This is a genomic window from Pseudomonas sp. GW821-FHT09D08 (genome assembly GCF_059416305.1).
Genome location: NZ_JBWKOX010000025.1, coordinates 23,461 through 37,929 on the forward strand (window position 1 = coordinate 23,461; position 14,469 = coordinate 37,929).

Consider the following 14,469-nt stretch of genomic DNA (forward strand, 5'->3'; position numbering starts at 1 on the left):
CATTCTTGCACGGTTGGGAGTAGCCTTACGACATTCCGGTCAGGCCATGGAGCCATCGATGAAGTGCAGCATTCTAACGGTCATTGTGTTGAGCGCGCTCGCATTGGGTGCGGCGCAGGCTCAGGAGTTGCAAACCGTACCGGTGGCGCCGGCACCTAGCCCCGGCGCACCGGGCACGCCGACGCCGACGCTGTATCCGCAGATCACCCCGCCGGCCGTGCCGAAGACGAACGGCTCACCGCCGTTGGTGCCCATCGTATTGCCGACACCGCCGAAGGATCAGACGGTGCCCGGCTTGCAGCAGAACGACAGCAAGCCGAAGACCCCCGGCGGTTAAAACTGTTGGGAGAGTAATTGCCCATCGGCCATGCGCAGGCGCTTGGACAACGCGATGGCGATTGCGCGGATGATCTTCGCCGCCACACGCGGCGTTTCATTGAGCATCTTTTCCAGGGCGTCCTTGCCCAGGTTCAACAACACGCAGTCGCTGGCGGCCACGCAACTGGCGGAGCGCCGCTCGCCGTCAAGCACGGCCATCTCCCCAAAGGCCCGGCCGCTGCGCAGGGTGGCAATGGTCAGGCGCTGGCCGGTGTGGTTGGTTTTCTGCACCGCCACCTGGCCGCTGTGGATGATGCACATGAAGGTGCCGGCATCGCCCTCGAGGAAAATCACCTCGCCCTCGGCAATGCTGCTGATATTGAAGTAGCCGGCGGCGACGTAGAAGTCTTCCGGCAACAACGGGTCGAACAGGCCGCAGTCCATGAGCATGTCGCGGATTTCGGTATTCATTAGCGTCGGTAGTGCCATGGCTGCAATCTTGGTCCATCAATCAGGAGGCGGTCTGAATGTTCAGACAGGACCGCCCCGCTAAGTTCCTTAAACCAGCCCCAGCGCCTTGAACACAAATGCATATTCGAGTGCTACGTCACGTAATCCCTGGTAGCGACCGCTCATCCCGCCATGGCCGGCACCCAGTTCGGTCTTGAGCAACAGCAGGTTGTCGTCCGTCTTGGTCGCGCGCAACTTGGCCACCCACTTGGCCGCTTCCCAGTACTGCACGCGGCTGTCGTTGTAGCCGGCGATCACCAGCGTGGCCGGGTAGGCCTGGGCGCTGACGTTTTCGTACGGCGCGTAGGCCTTGATGCGTTCATACACCGCAGGCTCTTCGGGGTTGCCCCACTCGTCGTACTCGGTGATGGTCAGCGGCAATTCCGGGTCGAGCATGGTGTTGAGTACGTCGACAAACGGCACTTCTGCAATCGCCGCCTGGAACAACTCCGGACGCTGGTTGAGCACCGCGCCGATCAACAGGCCGCCGGCACTGCCGCCGCTGATGACCAGTTGCCTGGAGGTGGTCAGGCCCTCGGCGATCAGGTGTTCGGCACACGCGATAAAGTCGCTGAAGGTGTTCTGCTTGTGTTCCTGCTTGCCATTGCGATACCAGGCTTCACCCAGTTCGCCACCGCCGCGCACATGCGCAATGGCGAAGGCCACGCCACGGTCCAGCAGGCTCAGGCGTGCATGGGAGAACCACGGGTCGAGGCTTGAGCCATAGGCGCCGTAGCCATACAGGTACAAGGGAGTCGGCTTGCCGAGCTGGTCGCGCTTGACCACCAGGCTGATCGGCACCTGGGTGCCATCGACGGAGGTGGCCCACAGGCGTTGGCTGACGTAGTCATCGGCATTGAACACGCCGAGTACCGGGGTTTCCTTGAGCACCTGCTGCGCGCCGCTGGCCAGTTCCAGCTGGCGCACCTGGGCCGGGCGGTTCAGGGCTTCGTAGCGCAGGCGGATCTTGTCGCTGACGAATTCCAGGCTGTTTTGCACGTAGAGGCTGTAGGCGGCGTCGGGCAGCTCCACGCGATAGGGCGACAAGCCCTGGGGATGCACTTCGATCACCGGCAGGCCGCCGATGCGCAGGCTCAGGGTCATGGCGCCGGTGTTCAGGCTGACGCCGTCGAGCATCACGTCATCGCTGTGGGGGATCAGGTTCTGCCACTCATCCTCGGTCGGCACGTCGCCAATGTCGGTCGCCACAAACAGGGCGTAGTTGATGCCATCACGGTTGCTGCGGATAAACCAGGTCCACGCGCCATTCAGTTGGCCGTGGTCGACATCGTATTCATGGTCCTCGACCCGTGGCGCCAGGCAGGTGAAGTCCAGGTGCGGCTGGTCGGCATCCAGCGCCCAGACCTCGCTGGTGGTCTTGCTGCCGAGCGAGAGCAGCAACTGGCGCTCGGAGCTGGAACGGTAGCAATGCAGGAAGAACCGGCCGTCGGGCTCATGGAACACTTCCTGCGCCGCCGTGCCATCCAGGCGGTAGCGATACAGCTTGTGCGGGCGGTGGGTGTCGTCCAGCTCGCCGAAGAACAGGGTCAGGCTGTCATTGGCCCAGGTCATGCTGCCGTCGCAATCCTGGAACTCCAGTTCGCTGACTTTGCCCGTGGCCAATTCCTTCACGAACAGGGTGTAGATCTCTTCGCCACTGGTATCGAGGCTGTAGGCCAGGCGCTGGTGGTCGGGGCTGATGCTGAATGCGCCGAGGGAAAAGAAGCCGCCGTTGGCCAGCACGTTCGGGTCCAGCAACAGCTCTTCGCTGCTGTCGTCCACCTGGTTGCTGTCGTCGGCCGGGCGGCGGCAGCGGTAGTGGCGGGCGTATTCGTCACCGGCGGTGGTGCGCGTGTAATACAGGTACGGGCCCCAGGGGGAGGGCAGGGACAGGTCGGTTTCGAGGGTGCGGCCCTTGATCTCCTCGAACAGGGTTTCGCGCAGGGCCTGCTGGTCGGCGAGCCGGGCTTCCTGGAAGGCATTTTCGGCCTTCAGGTAATCAAGGACCTCAACGCTGTCGCGCTCTTGCAGCCAGGCGTACGGGTCCTGGCCTGGGGCTTTACGGGCAATCGGGGCGGTCGATGAAGGCATGGAGCACTCTCTGTCTGGCGGAAGGTGGCAGGCATTGCAGCCGCGACACGCAAAAGCCGTTATCATAGCCGCCTGTTTGCCTACCTTGCCATGGACACCATGACCGAGAACGACTATCTGACCGCTTGGGGCCTTTACGCCTTCGCTGCCTTGGGCTGCCTGTTGGTGTGGTGGCGCATGACCCGCTGGATCTGGCGCTGGCTGCGCGAACCGCTGCAATTGCTGATGGCCGTGCTGTTGTTGAGCCCGACCATCGTCGACCCGGTCAAGACTCAGTTCGCGCCGGCCGTGGCCATCACGGCCCTGGACCTGGTGCTCAAGGTCGGCAATAACGCCTGGCGGGCGATTTCCGATTTGTTCATGTACACCATGATCGCCTTTGGTGTGTACCTCGTGTTTGTGCTGATCCGCTGGCCCATCGAGCGCGCCGCCAACGCCCGCCGTGAGCGCAAGGCCGCCACCGACGCCGCCTTGGCCGCCGAGCCTGTGGATGAAGACGACGAGCCTTTCCGTCGTCCTGCACCGGTGAGCGGTATGCGGGTAGAACCGCGCCTTTAACGTTGTCCGCCCTGCAGCGAGAGCCCTGGCATGTGTGAATTATTGGGCATGAGTGCCAACGTCCCCACCGATATCGTGTTCAGCTTTACCGGGCTGATGCAGCGCGGTGGGCGTACCGGCCCCCACCGCGACGGCTGGGGCATCGCTTTCTACGAAGGCCGTGGCCTGCGCCTGTTCCAGGACCCGGCCGCGAGCAGCGAGTCGGAAGTCGCCTTGCTGGTGCAGCGTTACCCCATCAAGAGTGAGGTGGTGATCGGGCATATCCGCCAGGCCAACGTCGGCAAGGTGAGCCTGGCCAACACCCACCCGTTTGTGCGCGAGCTGTGGGGCCGCAACTGGTGTTTCGCCCACAACGGCCAGTTGGCGGACTTCCACCCCCGCGCTACGTTCTATCGGCCAGTCGGCGATACCGACAGTGAAGCGGCCTTCTGCGACCTGCTCAACCGCGTGCGCGAGGCCTTCCCCGAGCCGGTGGACATCGAACAGATGCTGCCGGACCTGATCGCCGCCTGTGCCGAATACCGCAGCAAGGGTGTGTTCAACTGCCTGCTCAGCGACGGTGACTGGCTGTTTTGCTATTGCTCGACCAAACTGGCGCAGATCACCCGGCGTGCGCCGTTTGGTCCGGCACGCCTGAAGGATGTCGACGTGATCGTCGATTTTCAGGCCGAAACCACCCCCAATGATGTGGTGACGGTGATCGCCACCGAGCCGTTGACCGACAACGAAAACTGGACCCGCTACGAACCGGGCCAATGGAGCCTGTGGCGACGCGGTGAATGCGTCAGCCAGGGCGTTACCGAGTAAGGATATCGACCATGTTGCTCAGTTATCTGCGGTTGGTGCTGTTTGCCATTGGCCTGTTGGTCGGCGTGCAAGTGCCGGGGTTTATCAACGACTATGCCAAGCGCGTCGAAGCCCACCTGATCGAGGCCCAGACCGGCCTGAGCGGGTTTGAAACCACCGCGCGGCAGTTCTTCAACGGTGACTTGAAGGCCTTGGTGGCGCATTACCGCGCCAGCGACGATCCGGTGTTCCAGAGCGACGCCAACAGCCTGGGCGCCATGCTTGACCGCCAGGTGGCATTGGACAAGCAATTCCAGGCCATGCAAGGCCCGTGGTACATCCGTGCCCTGCAAGTGGCGGTGGCCGCCGACCCGGATATCCGCCTGGAGACCTGGAACGGCTACAGCTACCAGATCCTGCTGACCCCCGAAGCCATGGGCTGGGGCCTGGGCGGGGCGATGCTGCTGTCGTTTGGCCTGGAGTGCCTGTTCCGCCTGATCGACTGGGTGGTGCTGGGTGGCAAGCGCTTGCGCCAGAGCCGGCCAATCGAAGAGCGGGACCTGAAAGGTCTCTAAAGACCGCCCCTCCCACAGTTTTTAATCGAGTTTCGTCAGGGGGTCAGCACCATCCGCTCTTCGCCGACTTCCTCGGCATAGCGGGTAACGACCTTCTGGCACAGCCCGACAATCTCCTCCACCAATTCCACCCCCACGCGCCACGACACCACCACCTGCAGGTTCGGCAGTTTCTGCGCCATCGGCAACATCACCAATTCGCCACGCGCCAGTTCTTCCCTGACCAGCACCGGCGGCAGTGCACCAATCCCGAAGCCATCGCGCAACAACCGGGTAATCGCCGACACCGAGTTCACGCAGTTCATCCGTGGCGCGGCCACGCCGTTGGCTTGCATCAGGCTGATGACGTCCTGGTGCGGGTGGGAGTTTTTCGAGTAGGTGATGATGCGCTCCTGGGCCAGTTCGGCGAGGGAGGCGTAGTCGCGGTTGTAGATCGACTGGCTGGCGACGATCCAGGCCATGGGGTGGCTGGCCAGCTCCAGGCTGCGCACGGTTTCCAGGCGCAGCAGGTCGGTTTGCAGGATCAGGTCGAGAAAGCCTTTTTGCAGCTGATCGCTGAGGTTAAGCGCGGTATCGGCGACCAATTCGATTTCCACCAATGGGAAATGGTCCATCAGTTCCGCCACCAACGGGCTGAGCCAGGTGTGGATCACCGTGTCCATTGCACCGATGCGAATGCGCCCGACCTTGCTGCTGGTGGTTTCCAGGGACTGTTTCAGGCCCTGCATGGTCACCATCATCTGCTCGGCATAATCGAGCACCTTCAAGCCTTCCGGGGTCAGGCTCACGCCCCGGGAGTCGCGCAGGAACAGCTTTACCCCCAGCTCGCTTTCCAGCACGGCGATGCGGCTGGAAATCGAGGCCTGGGTGGTGAACAGCTTCTCCGCAGTCAGGCGGAAGCTCTTGAGCTTGGCCACCCAGACGAAGGTTTCGAGGAACTTCAAATTCATGGGATCAACTTTTTCTTATGCATGGATCGGTTTTTATTAGTTGGACGCCGCACCGGGCAAACGCCAAAAATCAGGCTATTCCACGATAAGCGCCGTTGGGGTATCAGGACAAGTTGCGAGTTCTGTGTAAAAAATCCCACACTACAAAAAAACAAAGCCTACAGGAGCAACCAGCGTGAGCCGTCTGCTATTGAATTGCGACATCGGCGAGAGCTTTGGCAACTGGACCATGGGTCTGGACGCCGAGGTCATGCCGTTCATCGATTGCGCCAACGTGGCCTGCGGCTTTCATGCCGGCGATCCGAGCATCATGCGCAAGACCGTCAGCCTGGCCCTCAAGCACGGTGTACAGGTGGGCGCACACCCGGCGTACCAGGACCTGCAAGGCTTCGGCCGCCGCTCCATGACCTACACCCCCCAGGAAATCCAGGACCTGCTGCATTACCAGATCGGCGCCCTCGACGGCATCTGCCGTGCCCAGGGCGGACGTGTCAGTTACGTCAAGCCCCATGGCGCGATGTACAACGACATGATGGCCAACCCGGCGCAACTGCGTGCGGTGATCGAGGCCGTGGCCGCGTATGGCGACCTGCCGCTGATGCTGCTGGCGACCCGCGACAACAGCGCGGCCCAGGCACTGGGCGACGAATACGGGGTGATCCTGTGGTTCGAGGCCTTCGCCGACCGTGCCTACGACGCCAACGGCCATCTGGTTTCACGTCAATTACCAGGGGCGGTGCACCATGATCCAGAGGTCATCGTCCAGCAGTCCTTGACCCTTTCCCGTGGCGAACCCCTGACCGCCAGCGATGGCAGCCCGTTGTTATTGCGCGCCAATACCCTGTGCGTGCATGGCGACAATGCCAGTTCGGTCGCCGCCGTAAAGCGTATCCGCGAGGCATTGAAGCCAGCATGAAGCCACGGATTGAAGTGGTGGCGATCGACTGCCTGATGGTGCGTCTGTTCGAGGTGATCGCCGAAGCCAATATGCCGTGGATGCTCGCCGCCACCCAGCGCCTGCGCAGCGGTTTTGGCGCAGCCCTGGTGGATCTGGTGCCGTCCTATACCACCTTGATGGTGCATTACGACCTCACGGCGTTGAGCCCGGCCCAGGCGCGGGAATTGATCGACCAGGCGCTGACCGACCTGCAACCCCAGGCCCAGGGCAGCGGCCAATGCCATGTGCTGCCGGTGTGGTACGACCTGAGCGTCGGCCCTGAACTGACGTTGCTCGCCCAGCGCAGTGGCTTGTCCGTCGACGACGTGATCCGCCGCCACAGCGCCCACCAATACCAGGTGTTCGCCCTCGGCTTCGCCCCCGGTTTTGCCTTTATGGGGCTGGTGGATGAAGTCCTCGCCACCCCGCGCCTGAGCACCCCACGCCAGCGCGTGGCGGCCGGCAGTGTCGGTATCGCCGAGCGACAGACCGCTGCCTATCCGGTGGTGTCCCCCGGTGGCTGGAACCTGATCGGCCGCACGCCGGCCAAGCTGTTCGATCGCGAGCGCGATGGCTACAGCCTGATGCAGCCCGGTGACACGGTGCGCTTTGAGTCAGTCAGCCACGCCGAATTTATCAATCTGGGTGGCGATGACACGCCGTTGGAGGCGCAGGCATGAGCCGCTTGATCATCGAGGCCAGCACGCCGCTGTGCCTGCTGCAGGACGCCGGTCGTTTTGGCGTGCGCCACCTGGGCGTGACCCAGGGCGGCGCGCTGGATTGGGTGTCGATGTCCTGGGCCAACTGGCTGCTGGGCAATGCGCTGGACGCGCCGGTGGTGGAAATCACCCTCGGTGGCTTTACCGTGCAGGCCGAGGACTATTGCCTGTTGGCGCTGGCCGGGGCGGATCTGGGGGCGTATATCGATGAACGTGCGATCAGCCCCGGGCGCAGTTTTATCCTGCAAAAGGGCCAGCGCCTGCGCTTTACCCAGCCGTTCAGCGGCGCGCGGGCTTACCTGGCGGCACCCGGCGGGTTTGATGCGCCGGATGTGCTGGGCAGCTGCGCCACGGTGGTACGTGAGGCGCTGGGCGGGCCGGACGGTTTCGGCAAGGCCTTGGTTGAAGGCGGGCGACTGGGCTACTCCGGTACCGGCGGCGGGATGAAAGTGCTGAGCGAACAGGCGTTGCCGGCCAAGGCGCCGCTGGAGGTGATCGTCGGCGCCCAAATTGGCCTGTTCAGCGGCCAGAGCCTGTTCGATGCCTTTAACACCGAGTGGGCCCTGGACAGCCGCGCCGACCGCATGGGCATGCGCTTGCTGGGCACGCCCTTGCAGTACCAGGGACCTTCGCTGATTTCCGAAGGGATTCCGTTGGGTGGCATCCAGGTGCCCCCGGATGGGCAGCCGATCGTGTTGCTCAATGATCGCCAGACCATCGGTGGCTATCCGCGCCTGGGCGCCTTGACGCCATTGGCGCTGGCGCGGCTGGCGCAGTGTTTGCCGGGAGAAAAGCTGAGGTTGGTGCCGGTGGTGCAGGAAATGGCGCATCGGCAGCATGTGGAGTCTCTGCGCCGGTTTGCGCTGTAAAGAAAGCTCCTACGGGAGTGCCAGTGTTTGTCGTCTTCGCGGCTTTAGCGCAGTCATGAAAACCTGAATGGGTTCATCCACTATTCAGGCTTTTCCATGCGCTATTTGAAGATTTTTGCCCAAGATGTGCTCGATAACGATGTTCCCGATGTGGTGTACCTGGAATTCTATGACGATTCCAGGACCCCCGCGCTTGTCCATCGAGCCACGGCCTTCGATATCACCGACGACGGCCAGTTCGACTGGATCATTGCGGACGATCTCAATCAGGACGGCATTGTCGACACCGTGGACCGAGAGATGGCCATCGAGTTTGCCCAGCTGTTTCTGGCGTTCGAATGGTTCAGCCTCGACGAACCCTTCGACAAGTACCTGAAGGTATTTGCCGGGGATTTTGATAACAACGGGATTCCCGACACGGTGCGCTTGCACTTTCATCAAGGGGAGGGGGTGCCGCGAGATGAAACCATTGTTTACTCGGCGGCGGTGTACAGCGACGGTAATGGTCGTGGCGCCTCTGTCTCGATCCACCAGGACGTCAACAATGATGGGAAGGTCGACCGTCAGGATTCGGAACTGGTCAAGCGGTTCGCCGCGCTCTTCCTCAAGTTTGCCTGGATCGACCGCGAGCACTGCTGAGTGAGGGACCTGTAGCCGATGTCTTCGGCTACAGGCCTGCCATCACTTGGACAGGAAGCGCATGCCTTCTTCCAGCCCACGCAACGTCAGCGGGTACATCTGGTCTTCCACCAACTCCCGCACAATCCCCGTCGAGGCTGTATAACCCCAAGTATCCTTGGGATACGGGTTTATCCAGATCAGTTTCTTGTACTTGGCCATGAAGCGCTGCATCCACACATACCCCGGCTCTTCATTCCAATGCTCGACGCTGCCGCCGGCCTGGGTGATTTCATACGGCGCCATCGACGCATCGCCGATAAAGATCACTTTGTAATCTGCACCGTACTTGTGCAGCAGGTCCTGGGTGGAGGTGCGCTCCGAGGTGCGGCGCTGGTTGTTCTTCCACACCGACTCGTACACGAAGTTGTGGAAGTAGAAGTACTCAAGGTGCTTGAACTCGGTCTTGCAGGCCGAGAACAGTTCTTCGCAGATCTTCACGTGGGCGTCCATCGAGCCGCCGATATCGAACAGCAACAGCAGCTTGATGGTGTTGCGCCGTTCCGGGCGCATCTGGATATTCAACAGCCCGGCATCGCGGGCGGTGTGGTCGATGGTGCCGTCGATGTCCAGCTCTTCGGCCGCACCCTGGCGGGCGAACTTGCGCAGGCGGCGCAGGGCGATCTTGATGTTGCGGGTGCCCAGTTCCACCTGGTCGTCGAGGTTCTTGTACTCGCGCTGGTCCCAGACTTTTACCGCCTTGCCCTGGCGCTTGCCGGCGTCGCCGACGCGAATGCCCTCGGGGTTGTAGCCGCCGGAGCCGAACGGGCTGGTACCGCCGGTGCCGATCCATTTATTGCCGCCGGCGTGACGTTCCTTCTGTTCTTCCAGGCGTTTCTTGAATGCCTCGATCAGCTTGTCGAGGCCGCCGAGGGACTGGATCTGTGCGCGCTCTTCGTCGCTCAGCGAGCGTTCGAACTCCTTGCGCAGCCAGTCTTCGGGGATCAGCGCCTGCAGGTGGTCGTCGAGCTTTTCCAGGCCATTGAAGTAGGCGCTGAAGGCGCGGTCGAACTTGTCGAAATGCCGCTCGTCCTTGACCAGGATCGCCCGGGCCAAGTAGTAGAACTCGTCCATGTCGGCAAAGGTTACGCGCTGTTTCAGCGCGTTGATCAGGTCGAGCAGCTCGCGTACCGACACCGGGACCTTGGCTGCGCGCATTTCATTGAACAGGTTGAGCAACATTATCGATTACCGCGACGGCTCATGAATGCCAGGCGTTCGAGCAACTGCACGTCTTGCTCGTTCTTGACCAAGGCACCGGCCAGGGGCGGGATGGCCTTGGTGGGGTCGCGCTCGCGCAGCACCGCTTCGCCGATATTGTCGGCCATCAGCAGCTTGAGCCAGTCGACCAGTTCGGAGGTGGACGGTTTTTTCTTCAGGCCGGGGACTTTGCGCACGTCGAAAAACACGTCCAGCGCCTCGCTGACCAGTTCCTTCTTGATGTCCGGGTAGTGCACGTCGACGATTTTTTGCAGGGTGGTGCGGTCGGGGAAGGCGATGTAGTGGAAGAAGCAGCGGCGCAGGAACGCGTCCGGCAGCTCTTTTTCGTTGTTGGAGGTAATGATGATGATCGGGCGCTTCCGGGCCTTGATGGTCTCGTCGATTTCGTAGACGTAGAACTCCATCTTGTCGAGTTCCTGCAGCAGGTCGTTGGGGAACTCGATGTCGGCCTTGTCGATTTCATCGATCAGCAGGATCACCCGCTCCTCGGACTCGAATGCTTCCCAGAGCTTGCCCTTCTTCAGGTAGTTGCGCACGTCGTGCACCTTGTCCACCCCCAGTTGCGAGTCGCGCAGGCGGCTGACCGCGTCATACTCGTACAGGCCCTGGTGGGCCTTGGTGGTGGACTTGATGTGCCAGGTGATCAGCTTGGCGCCGAAGGACTCGGCCAGTTGTTCGGCGAGCATGGTCTTGCCGGTGCCGGGCTCACCCTTGACCAGCAGCGGACGCTCCAGGGTGATGGCAGCGTTGACGGCCAGTTTCAGGTCATCGGTGGCAACGTAGGCCTGGGTGCCTTCGAACTTCATCGGTCATTCCTCGAATTCATCAATGCCCGGACTATACCGCGCGGCCCCGGCGACTGTGAACGCAGACGGGTTATTCAGTCTCTGAATGACCGGTCACGGCTCAATCCGCCGAAGGCTTGGGCTGTTCATAGCGCGCATTGAACGCCTGGATAAAACCATTACGCAAAATCGCCAAAAATGCGGAGAACGCGCTGACATTTTGCTGATGCACGCTGCCACTGAGTTCCACGCGGGTGGCGAACTGGTTCTTTGCCTGGTTCTTCAATACGGTCTCGCTGGCGCCCACCACGGCCTCCCAGATCGAACGAAAGATGTTCTTGTCCTTGTTCTCCACGTCCTGCTGCCAGTCGAAGACTTCCACGTCGCGCAGCAGAGGCTTGATGTACCCGGTCAACTGACCTTTTTCCGCCTGGGCTTCGATCACTACGTCCCCGGTGCCGGCCTTGAAGTCGAACTTGCCATAGGCCGCGGCGAAGTCGTTCATGCGCTTGAGCTGCAAGTCCCTGGCGCGAAAGCGAAACTCGAAATTCTCGAAATTGCTCAGCGGGTCGAAGGTGGCGGTGGCTTCCAGCGGAGCCTGGCCTTGCAGCAGGGCCTTGCCGTCGAAGCGCGCGTCGCGCCGGCCTTTGACGTCGACCACATTGGTCAGGTTGTAGAAGCTGGCGTTGACGTCGGTCGCGTCGATCTTCACCACGGGTTTGGAGCTGAAGTTGTGGAAGGCGATCTTGCCGTCTTCAATGCGCACTTCGTCGAGGGTGATGGGGGCCAGCTTACTCAACTGTTCGCGCCAGTCGGTGCCCTTACCGGTCTGGGAGGCTTGCTTGTTGGCGCCGCCGTCGACGAAGTTCACCTCGGGCTTGATAAACAGCACTTTGGCCACCACCGCGTGGTCGTACCAGAGAGAGTGCCAGCTCACCGCCAGGTCGATCAGCGGCGCCTTGACGAACGGGACGGGCACCTTGCCGTCGACCTTGACGATCTCCAGGCCGTTGATCCGGTACGCGCCACGCCATAGCGCAAGGTCCACGTCGGTCACCTGGCCGCGGTAATCGCCCATGTCGGCGAGCTTGTCATTCAGGTAGTTACGCACCAGGTAGGGGAGCGCGATGCTCACGGCGACCAGGACCACCAGCAATCCGGCAATGGTCCATAGTGGCCAGCTGTAGCGACGTTTCATGGGGAGAGCCCTCTGTCCATACTGGTGCGGTGGACCCCTGCGGCAGGTGCAACGTTCCTTCGACTGGACGCTTTGCAGCACGAGGCATACCCTTGGAGCCTTTCTGAAAACCGCCTAATAGGACCCGCCATGAGCCGCATTTTTGCAGACAACGCGCACTCCATCGGTAACACGCCCCTGGTTCAGATCAACCGTATCGCACCGCGTGGCGTGACCATCCTGGCCAAGATCGAGGGGCGTAACCCGGGCTATTCGGTGAAGTGCCGCATTGGCGCAAACATGATCTGGGACGCCGAAAGCACCGGCAAACTCAAGCCGGGCATGACCATCGTGGAACCGACTTCCGGCAATACCGGTATCGGCCTGGCCTTTGTCGCTGCCGCCCGTGGCTACAAATTGCTGCTGACCATGCCGGCGTCCATGAGTATCGAGCGCCGCAAGGTGCTCAAGGCCCTCGGCGCCGAGTTGGTCCTGACCGAGCCGGCCAAGGGCATGAAGGGTGCTATCGACAAGGCCGGCGAAATCGTCGCCAGTGACCCGGCCACCTACTTTATGCCGGCCCAGTTCGAAAACCCGGCCAACCCGGCCATCCACGAAAAAACCACCGGTCCGGAAATCTGGAACGACACCGATGGCGCCGTGGACGTGCTGGTGGCGGGCGTGGGCACCGGTGGCACCATCACCGGTGTGTCGCGCTACATCAAGAACACCGCAGGCAAGCCGATCCTGTCGGTGGCTGTCGAGCCGATGGTGTCGCCGGTGATCACCCAGGCCCTGGCCGGTGCCGAGATCAAGCCCAGCCCCCACAAGATCCAGGGGATTGGCGCCGGGTTCGTGCCGAAAAACCTCGACCTGTCGATGGTCGACCGCGTGGAACTGGTGACCGACGACGAATCCAAGGCCATGGCCCTGCGCCTGATGCAGGAAGAGGGCATCCTGTGCGGTATTTCCTGCGGTGCCGCTATGGCCGTGGCCGTGCGCCTGGCCGAGAAGCCGGAAATGCAGGGCAAGACCATTGTGGTGATCCTGCCGGACTCCGGTGAACGCTACCTGTCGAGCATGCTGTTCAGCGATTTGTTTACCGAGCAGGAAAACCAGGCTTGATTTATGTCAGCCGGTCAGCCTGGGCCTTCTGCATAATGGCCCAACTGTTTATCATGGCCGGCTGTCACGTCTGGCCTCCCGTCGCCGGGAGGCTGTTGGCCAGGCGCTTATTTCCAGGAGTTGCTGCATGACCTTTTCTTTGGCCGCCAAACTGTCGGTGTTGTTGCTGTTCATCGGCAGCACGCTGTACGTGCACCTGCGCGGCAAGGCCCGTTTGCCGATGTTGCGCCAGTTCGTCAACCATTCGGCGCTGTTCGCCCCCTATAACGCCTTGATGTACCTGTTTTCGGCCGTGCCGTCCAAGCCGTACCTGGACCGCAGCAAGTTCCCGGAACTGGACGTGCTCAAGGACAACTGGGAAGTGATCCGCGAAGAGGCCATGCACCTGTTCGACGAGGGTTACATCCGCGCCGCGGAAAAGAACAACGATGCCGGTTTCGGTTCGTTCTTCAAGAAAGGCTGGAAGCGTTTCTACCTCAAGTGGTACGACAAACCCCTGCCATCGGCCGAGGCGTTGTGCCCGAAAACCGTGGCGCTGGTGAGCAGCATCCCCAACGTCAAGGGCGCGATGTTCGCGCTGTTGCCGGGCGGCAGCCACCTCAACCCGCACCGTGACCCGTTTGCCGGTTCCCTGCGGTATCACCTGGGCTTGTCCACGCCGAACTCCGACGACTGCCGCATCTTCGTCGACGGCCAGGTATACGCCTGGCGCGACGGTGACGATGTGATGTTCGATGAAACCTACGTGCACTGGGTGAAGAACGAAACCGAGAAGACCCGCGTGATCCTGTTCTGCGACATCGAGCGGCCCCTGAGCAACCGCCTGATGACCCGCGTCAACCGCTGGGTCAGCAAGCAACTGGGCCGCGCCACCGCACCGCAGAACCTCGACGACGAGCGCGTCGGCGGCATCAACCAGGCGTATGCCTGGAGCAAGACCTTCAGCGACAAGTTCAGCGGTGTGGTCAAGCAGTGGAAGCGCAAGCATCCGAAGGCTTACCGCATTGCGCGGCCGGTGCTGGCGGTAGTGGTGTTGGTACTGCTGTGGAAGTGGTTGTTTGGCTGATCTGAAGCGTTAGACGCGGTCAAAATGTGGGAGGGGGCTTGCTCCCGATAGCGGTGGATCAGTCATAGATGTTTTGACTGACATACCGCTATCGGGGGCAAGCC

Annotated in this window: 16 protein-coding genes; 10 read left to right on the forward strand and 6 right to left on the reverse strand. The window is 61.8% G+C overall.

Annotated elements, in window-relative coordinates; genetic code table 11:
* Positions 1-58: 58 nt before the first annotated feature.
* Positions 59-337: a hypothetical protein gene (locus AC07OP_RS28180; protein ID WP_027604268.1), complete on the forward strand. Its 279-nt coding sequence runs from the start codon at positions 59-61 to the stop codon at positions 335-337.
* Here the strand turns inward: AC07OP_RS28180 and AC07OP_RS28185 are convergent.
* Together AC07OP_RS28185 and AC07OP_RS28190 are read right to left on the reverse strand one after the other, a co-directional pair.
* Complete coding sequence (locus tag AC07OP_RS28185; protein WP_027604267.1) at positions 334-807, reverse strand: cyclic nucleotide-binding domain-containing protein; 474 nt, start codon at positions 805-807, stop codon at positions 334-336. The two genes, AC07OP_RS28180 and AC07OP_RS28185, sit on opposite strands and share 4 nt — an antisense overlap.
* 69 nt (positions 808-876) lie before the next feature.
* On the reverse strand, positions 877-2,919 hold the full coding sequence (locus AC07OP_RS28190; protein ID WP_495101223.1) for a S9 family peptidase: 2,043 nt from the start codon (positions 2,917-2,919) through the stop codon (positions 877-879).
* A gap of 24 nt (positions 2,920-2,943) precedes the next feature.
* On the opposite strand from AC07OP_RS28190, the gene AC07OP_RS28195 reads away from it, so the two are divergent.
* From AC07OP_RS28195 to AC07OP_RS28205, 3 genes are read left to right on the forward strand one after another with little or no spacing between them, the layout of a single operon-like run.
* Complete coding sequence (locus AC07OP_RS28195) at positions 2,944-3,477, forward strand: MFS transporter (protein ID WP_141157030.1); 534 nt, start codon at positions 2,944-2,946, stop codon at positions 3,475-3,477.
* Between the two features lie 30 nt (positions 3,478-3,507).
* Positions 3,508-4,284 (forward strand): class II glutamine amidotransferase, encoded by a 777-nt coding sequence (locus AC07OP_RS28200; RefSeq protein ID WP_065928175.1) that lies wholly within the window; start codon positions 3,508-3,510, stop codon positions 4,282-4,284.
* A gap of 11 nt (positions 4,285-4,295) precedes the next feature.
* A complete protein-coding gene (locus tag AC07OP_RS28205) occupies positions 4,296-4,838 on the forward strand; it encodes a DUF2937 family protein (RefSeq protein WP_027604263.1) in 543 nt (180 codons plus the stop codon).
* Positions 4,839-4,873: 35 nt separating this feature from the next.
* On the opposite strand, the gene AC07OP_RS28210 is transcribed toward AC07OP_RS28205, so the two are convergent.
* Positions 4,874-5,788 (reverse strand): LysR family transcriptional regulator, encoded by a 915-nt coding sequence (locus AC07OP_RS28210; protein ID WP_115485911.1) that lies wholly within the window; start codon positions 5,786-5,788, stop codon positions 4,874-4,876.
* Positions 5,789-5,963: 175 nt separating this feature from the next.
* On the opposite strand from AC07OP_RS28210, the gene AC07OP_RS28215 reads away from it, so the two are divergent.
* The 4 genes from AC07OP_RS28215 (at position 5,964) to AC07OP_RS28230 (ending at position 8,952) form a co-directional block, all read left to right on the forward strand.
* The gene (locus AC07OP_RS28215; protein ID WP_495101224.1) at positions 5,964-6,704 is read left to right on the forward strand and encodes a 5-oxoprolinase subunit PxpA; all 741 of its coding nucleotides are present in this window, start codon (positions 5,964-5,966) and stop codon (positions 6,702-6,704) included.
* Positions 6,701-7,405, forward strand: coding sequence for a 5-oxoprolinase subunit PxpB (gene pxpB / locus AC07OP_RS28220; protein ID WP_495101225.1), 705 nt, complete (start codon positions 6,701-6,703; stop codon positions 7,403-7,405). Before AC07OP_RS28215 ends, pxpB begins: the two co-directional genes overlap by 4 nt.
* Entirely contained in the window at positions 7,402-8,313 is a 912-nt protein-coding gene (locus AC07OP_RS28225) for a 5-oxoprolinase subunit C family protein (RefSeq protein ID WP_495101226.1), read from the forward strand. Before pxpB ends, AC07OP_RS28225 begins: the two co-directional genes overlap by 4 nt.
* A 96-nt stretch (positions 8,314-8,409) precedes the next feature.
* Complete coding sequence (locus AC07OP_RS28230; protein ID WP_065938936.1) at positions 8,410-8,952, forward strand: hypothetical protein; 543 nt, start codon at positions 8,410-8,412, stop codon at positions 8,950-8,952.
* 42 nt (positions 8,953-8,994) lie between these two features.
* On the opposite strand, the gene AC07OP_RS28235 is transcribed toward AC07OP_RS28230, so the two are convergent.
* The 3 genes from AC07OP_RS28235 to AC07OP_RS28245 all read right to left on the reverse strand — a co-directional run bounded on the left by AC07OP_RS28235 (position 8,995) and on the right by AC07OP_RS28245 (position 12,195).
* Complete coding sequence (locus AC07OP_RS28235) at positions 8,995-10,173, reverse strand: vWA domain-containing protein (protein ID WP_024074064.1); 1,179 nt, start codon at positions 10,171-10,173, stop codon at positions 8,995-8,997.
* Positions 10,173-11,018 carry an AAA family ATPase gene (locus AC07OP_RS28240; RefSeq protein WP_065938937.1) on the reverse strand — a complete coding sequence of 282 codons (846 nt, stop codon included), beginning with the start codon at positions 11,016-11,018 and terminating at the stop codon, positions 10,173-10,175. Before AC07OP_RS28240 ends, AC07OP_RS28235 begins: the two co-directional genes overlap by 1 nt.
* 100 nt (positions 11,019-11,118) lie before the next feature.
* The gene (locus AC07OP_RS28245) at positions 11,119-12,195 is read right to left on the reverse strand and encodes a DUF748 domain-containing protein (RefSeq protein ID WP_027604256.1); all 1,077 of its coding nucleotides are present in this window, start codon (positions 12,193-12,195) and stop codon (positions 11,119-11,121) included.
* A gap of 129 nt (positions 12,196-12,324) precedes the next feature.
* Here AC07OP_RS28245 and cysK point away from each other — a divergent pair, with 129 nt between their 5' ends.
* Positions 12,325-13,299 (forward strand): cysteine synthase A, encoded by a 975-nt coding sequence (cysK, locus tag AC07OP_RS28250; protein WP_065938939.1) that lies wholly within the window; start codon positions 12,325-12,327, stop codon positions 13,297-13,299.
* Positions 13,300-13,426: 127 nt separating this feature from the next.
* Positions 13,427-14,365 carry an aspartyl/asparaginyl beta-hydroxylase domain-containing protein gene (locus AC07OP_RS28255; protein ID WP_115485916.1) on the forward strand — a complete coding sequence of 313 codons (939 nt, stop codon included), beginning with the start codon at positions 13,427-13,429 and terminating at the stop codon, positions 14,363-14,365.
* Positions 14,366-14,469 lie beyond the last annotated feature (104 nt).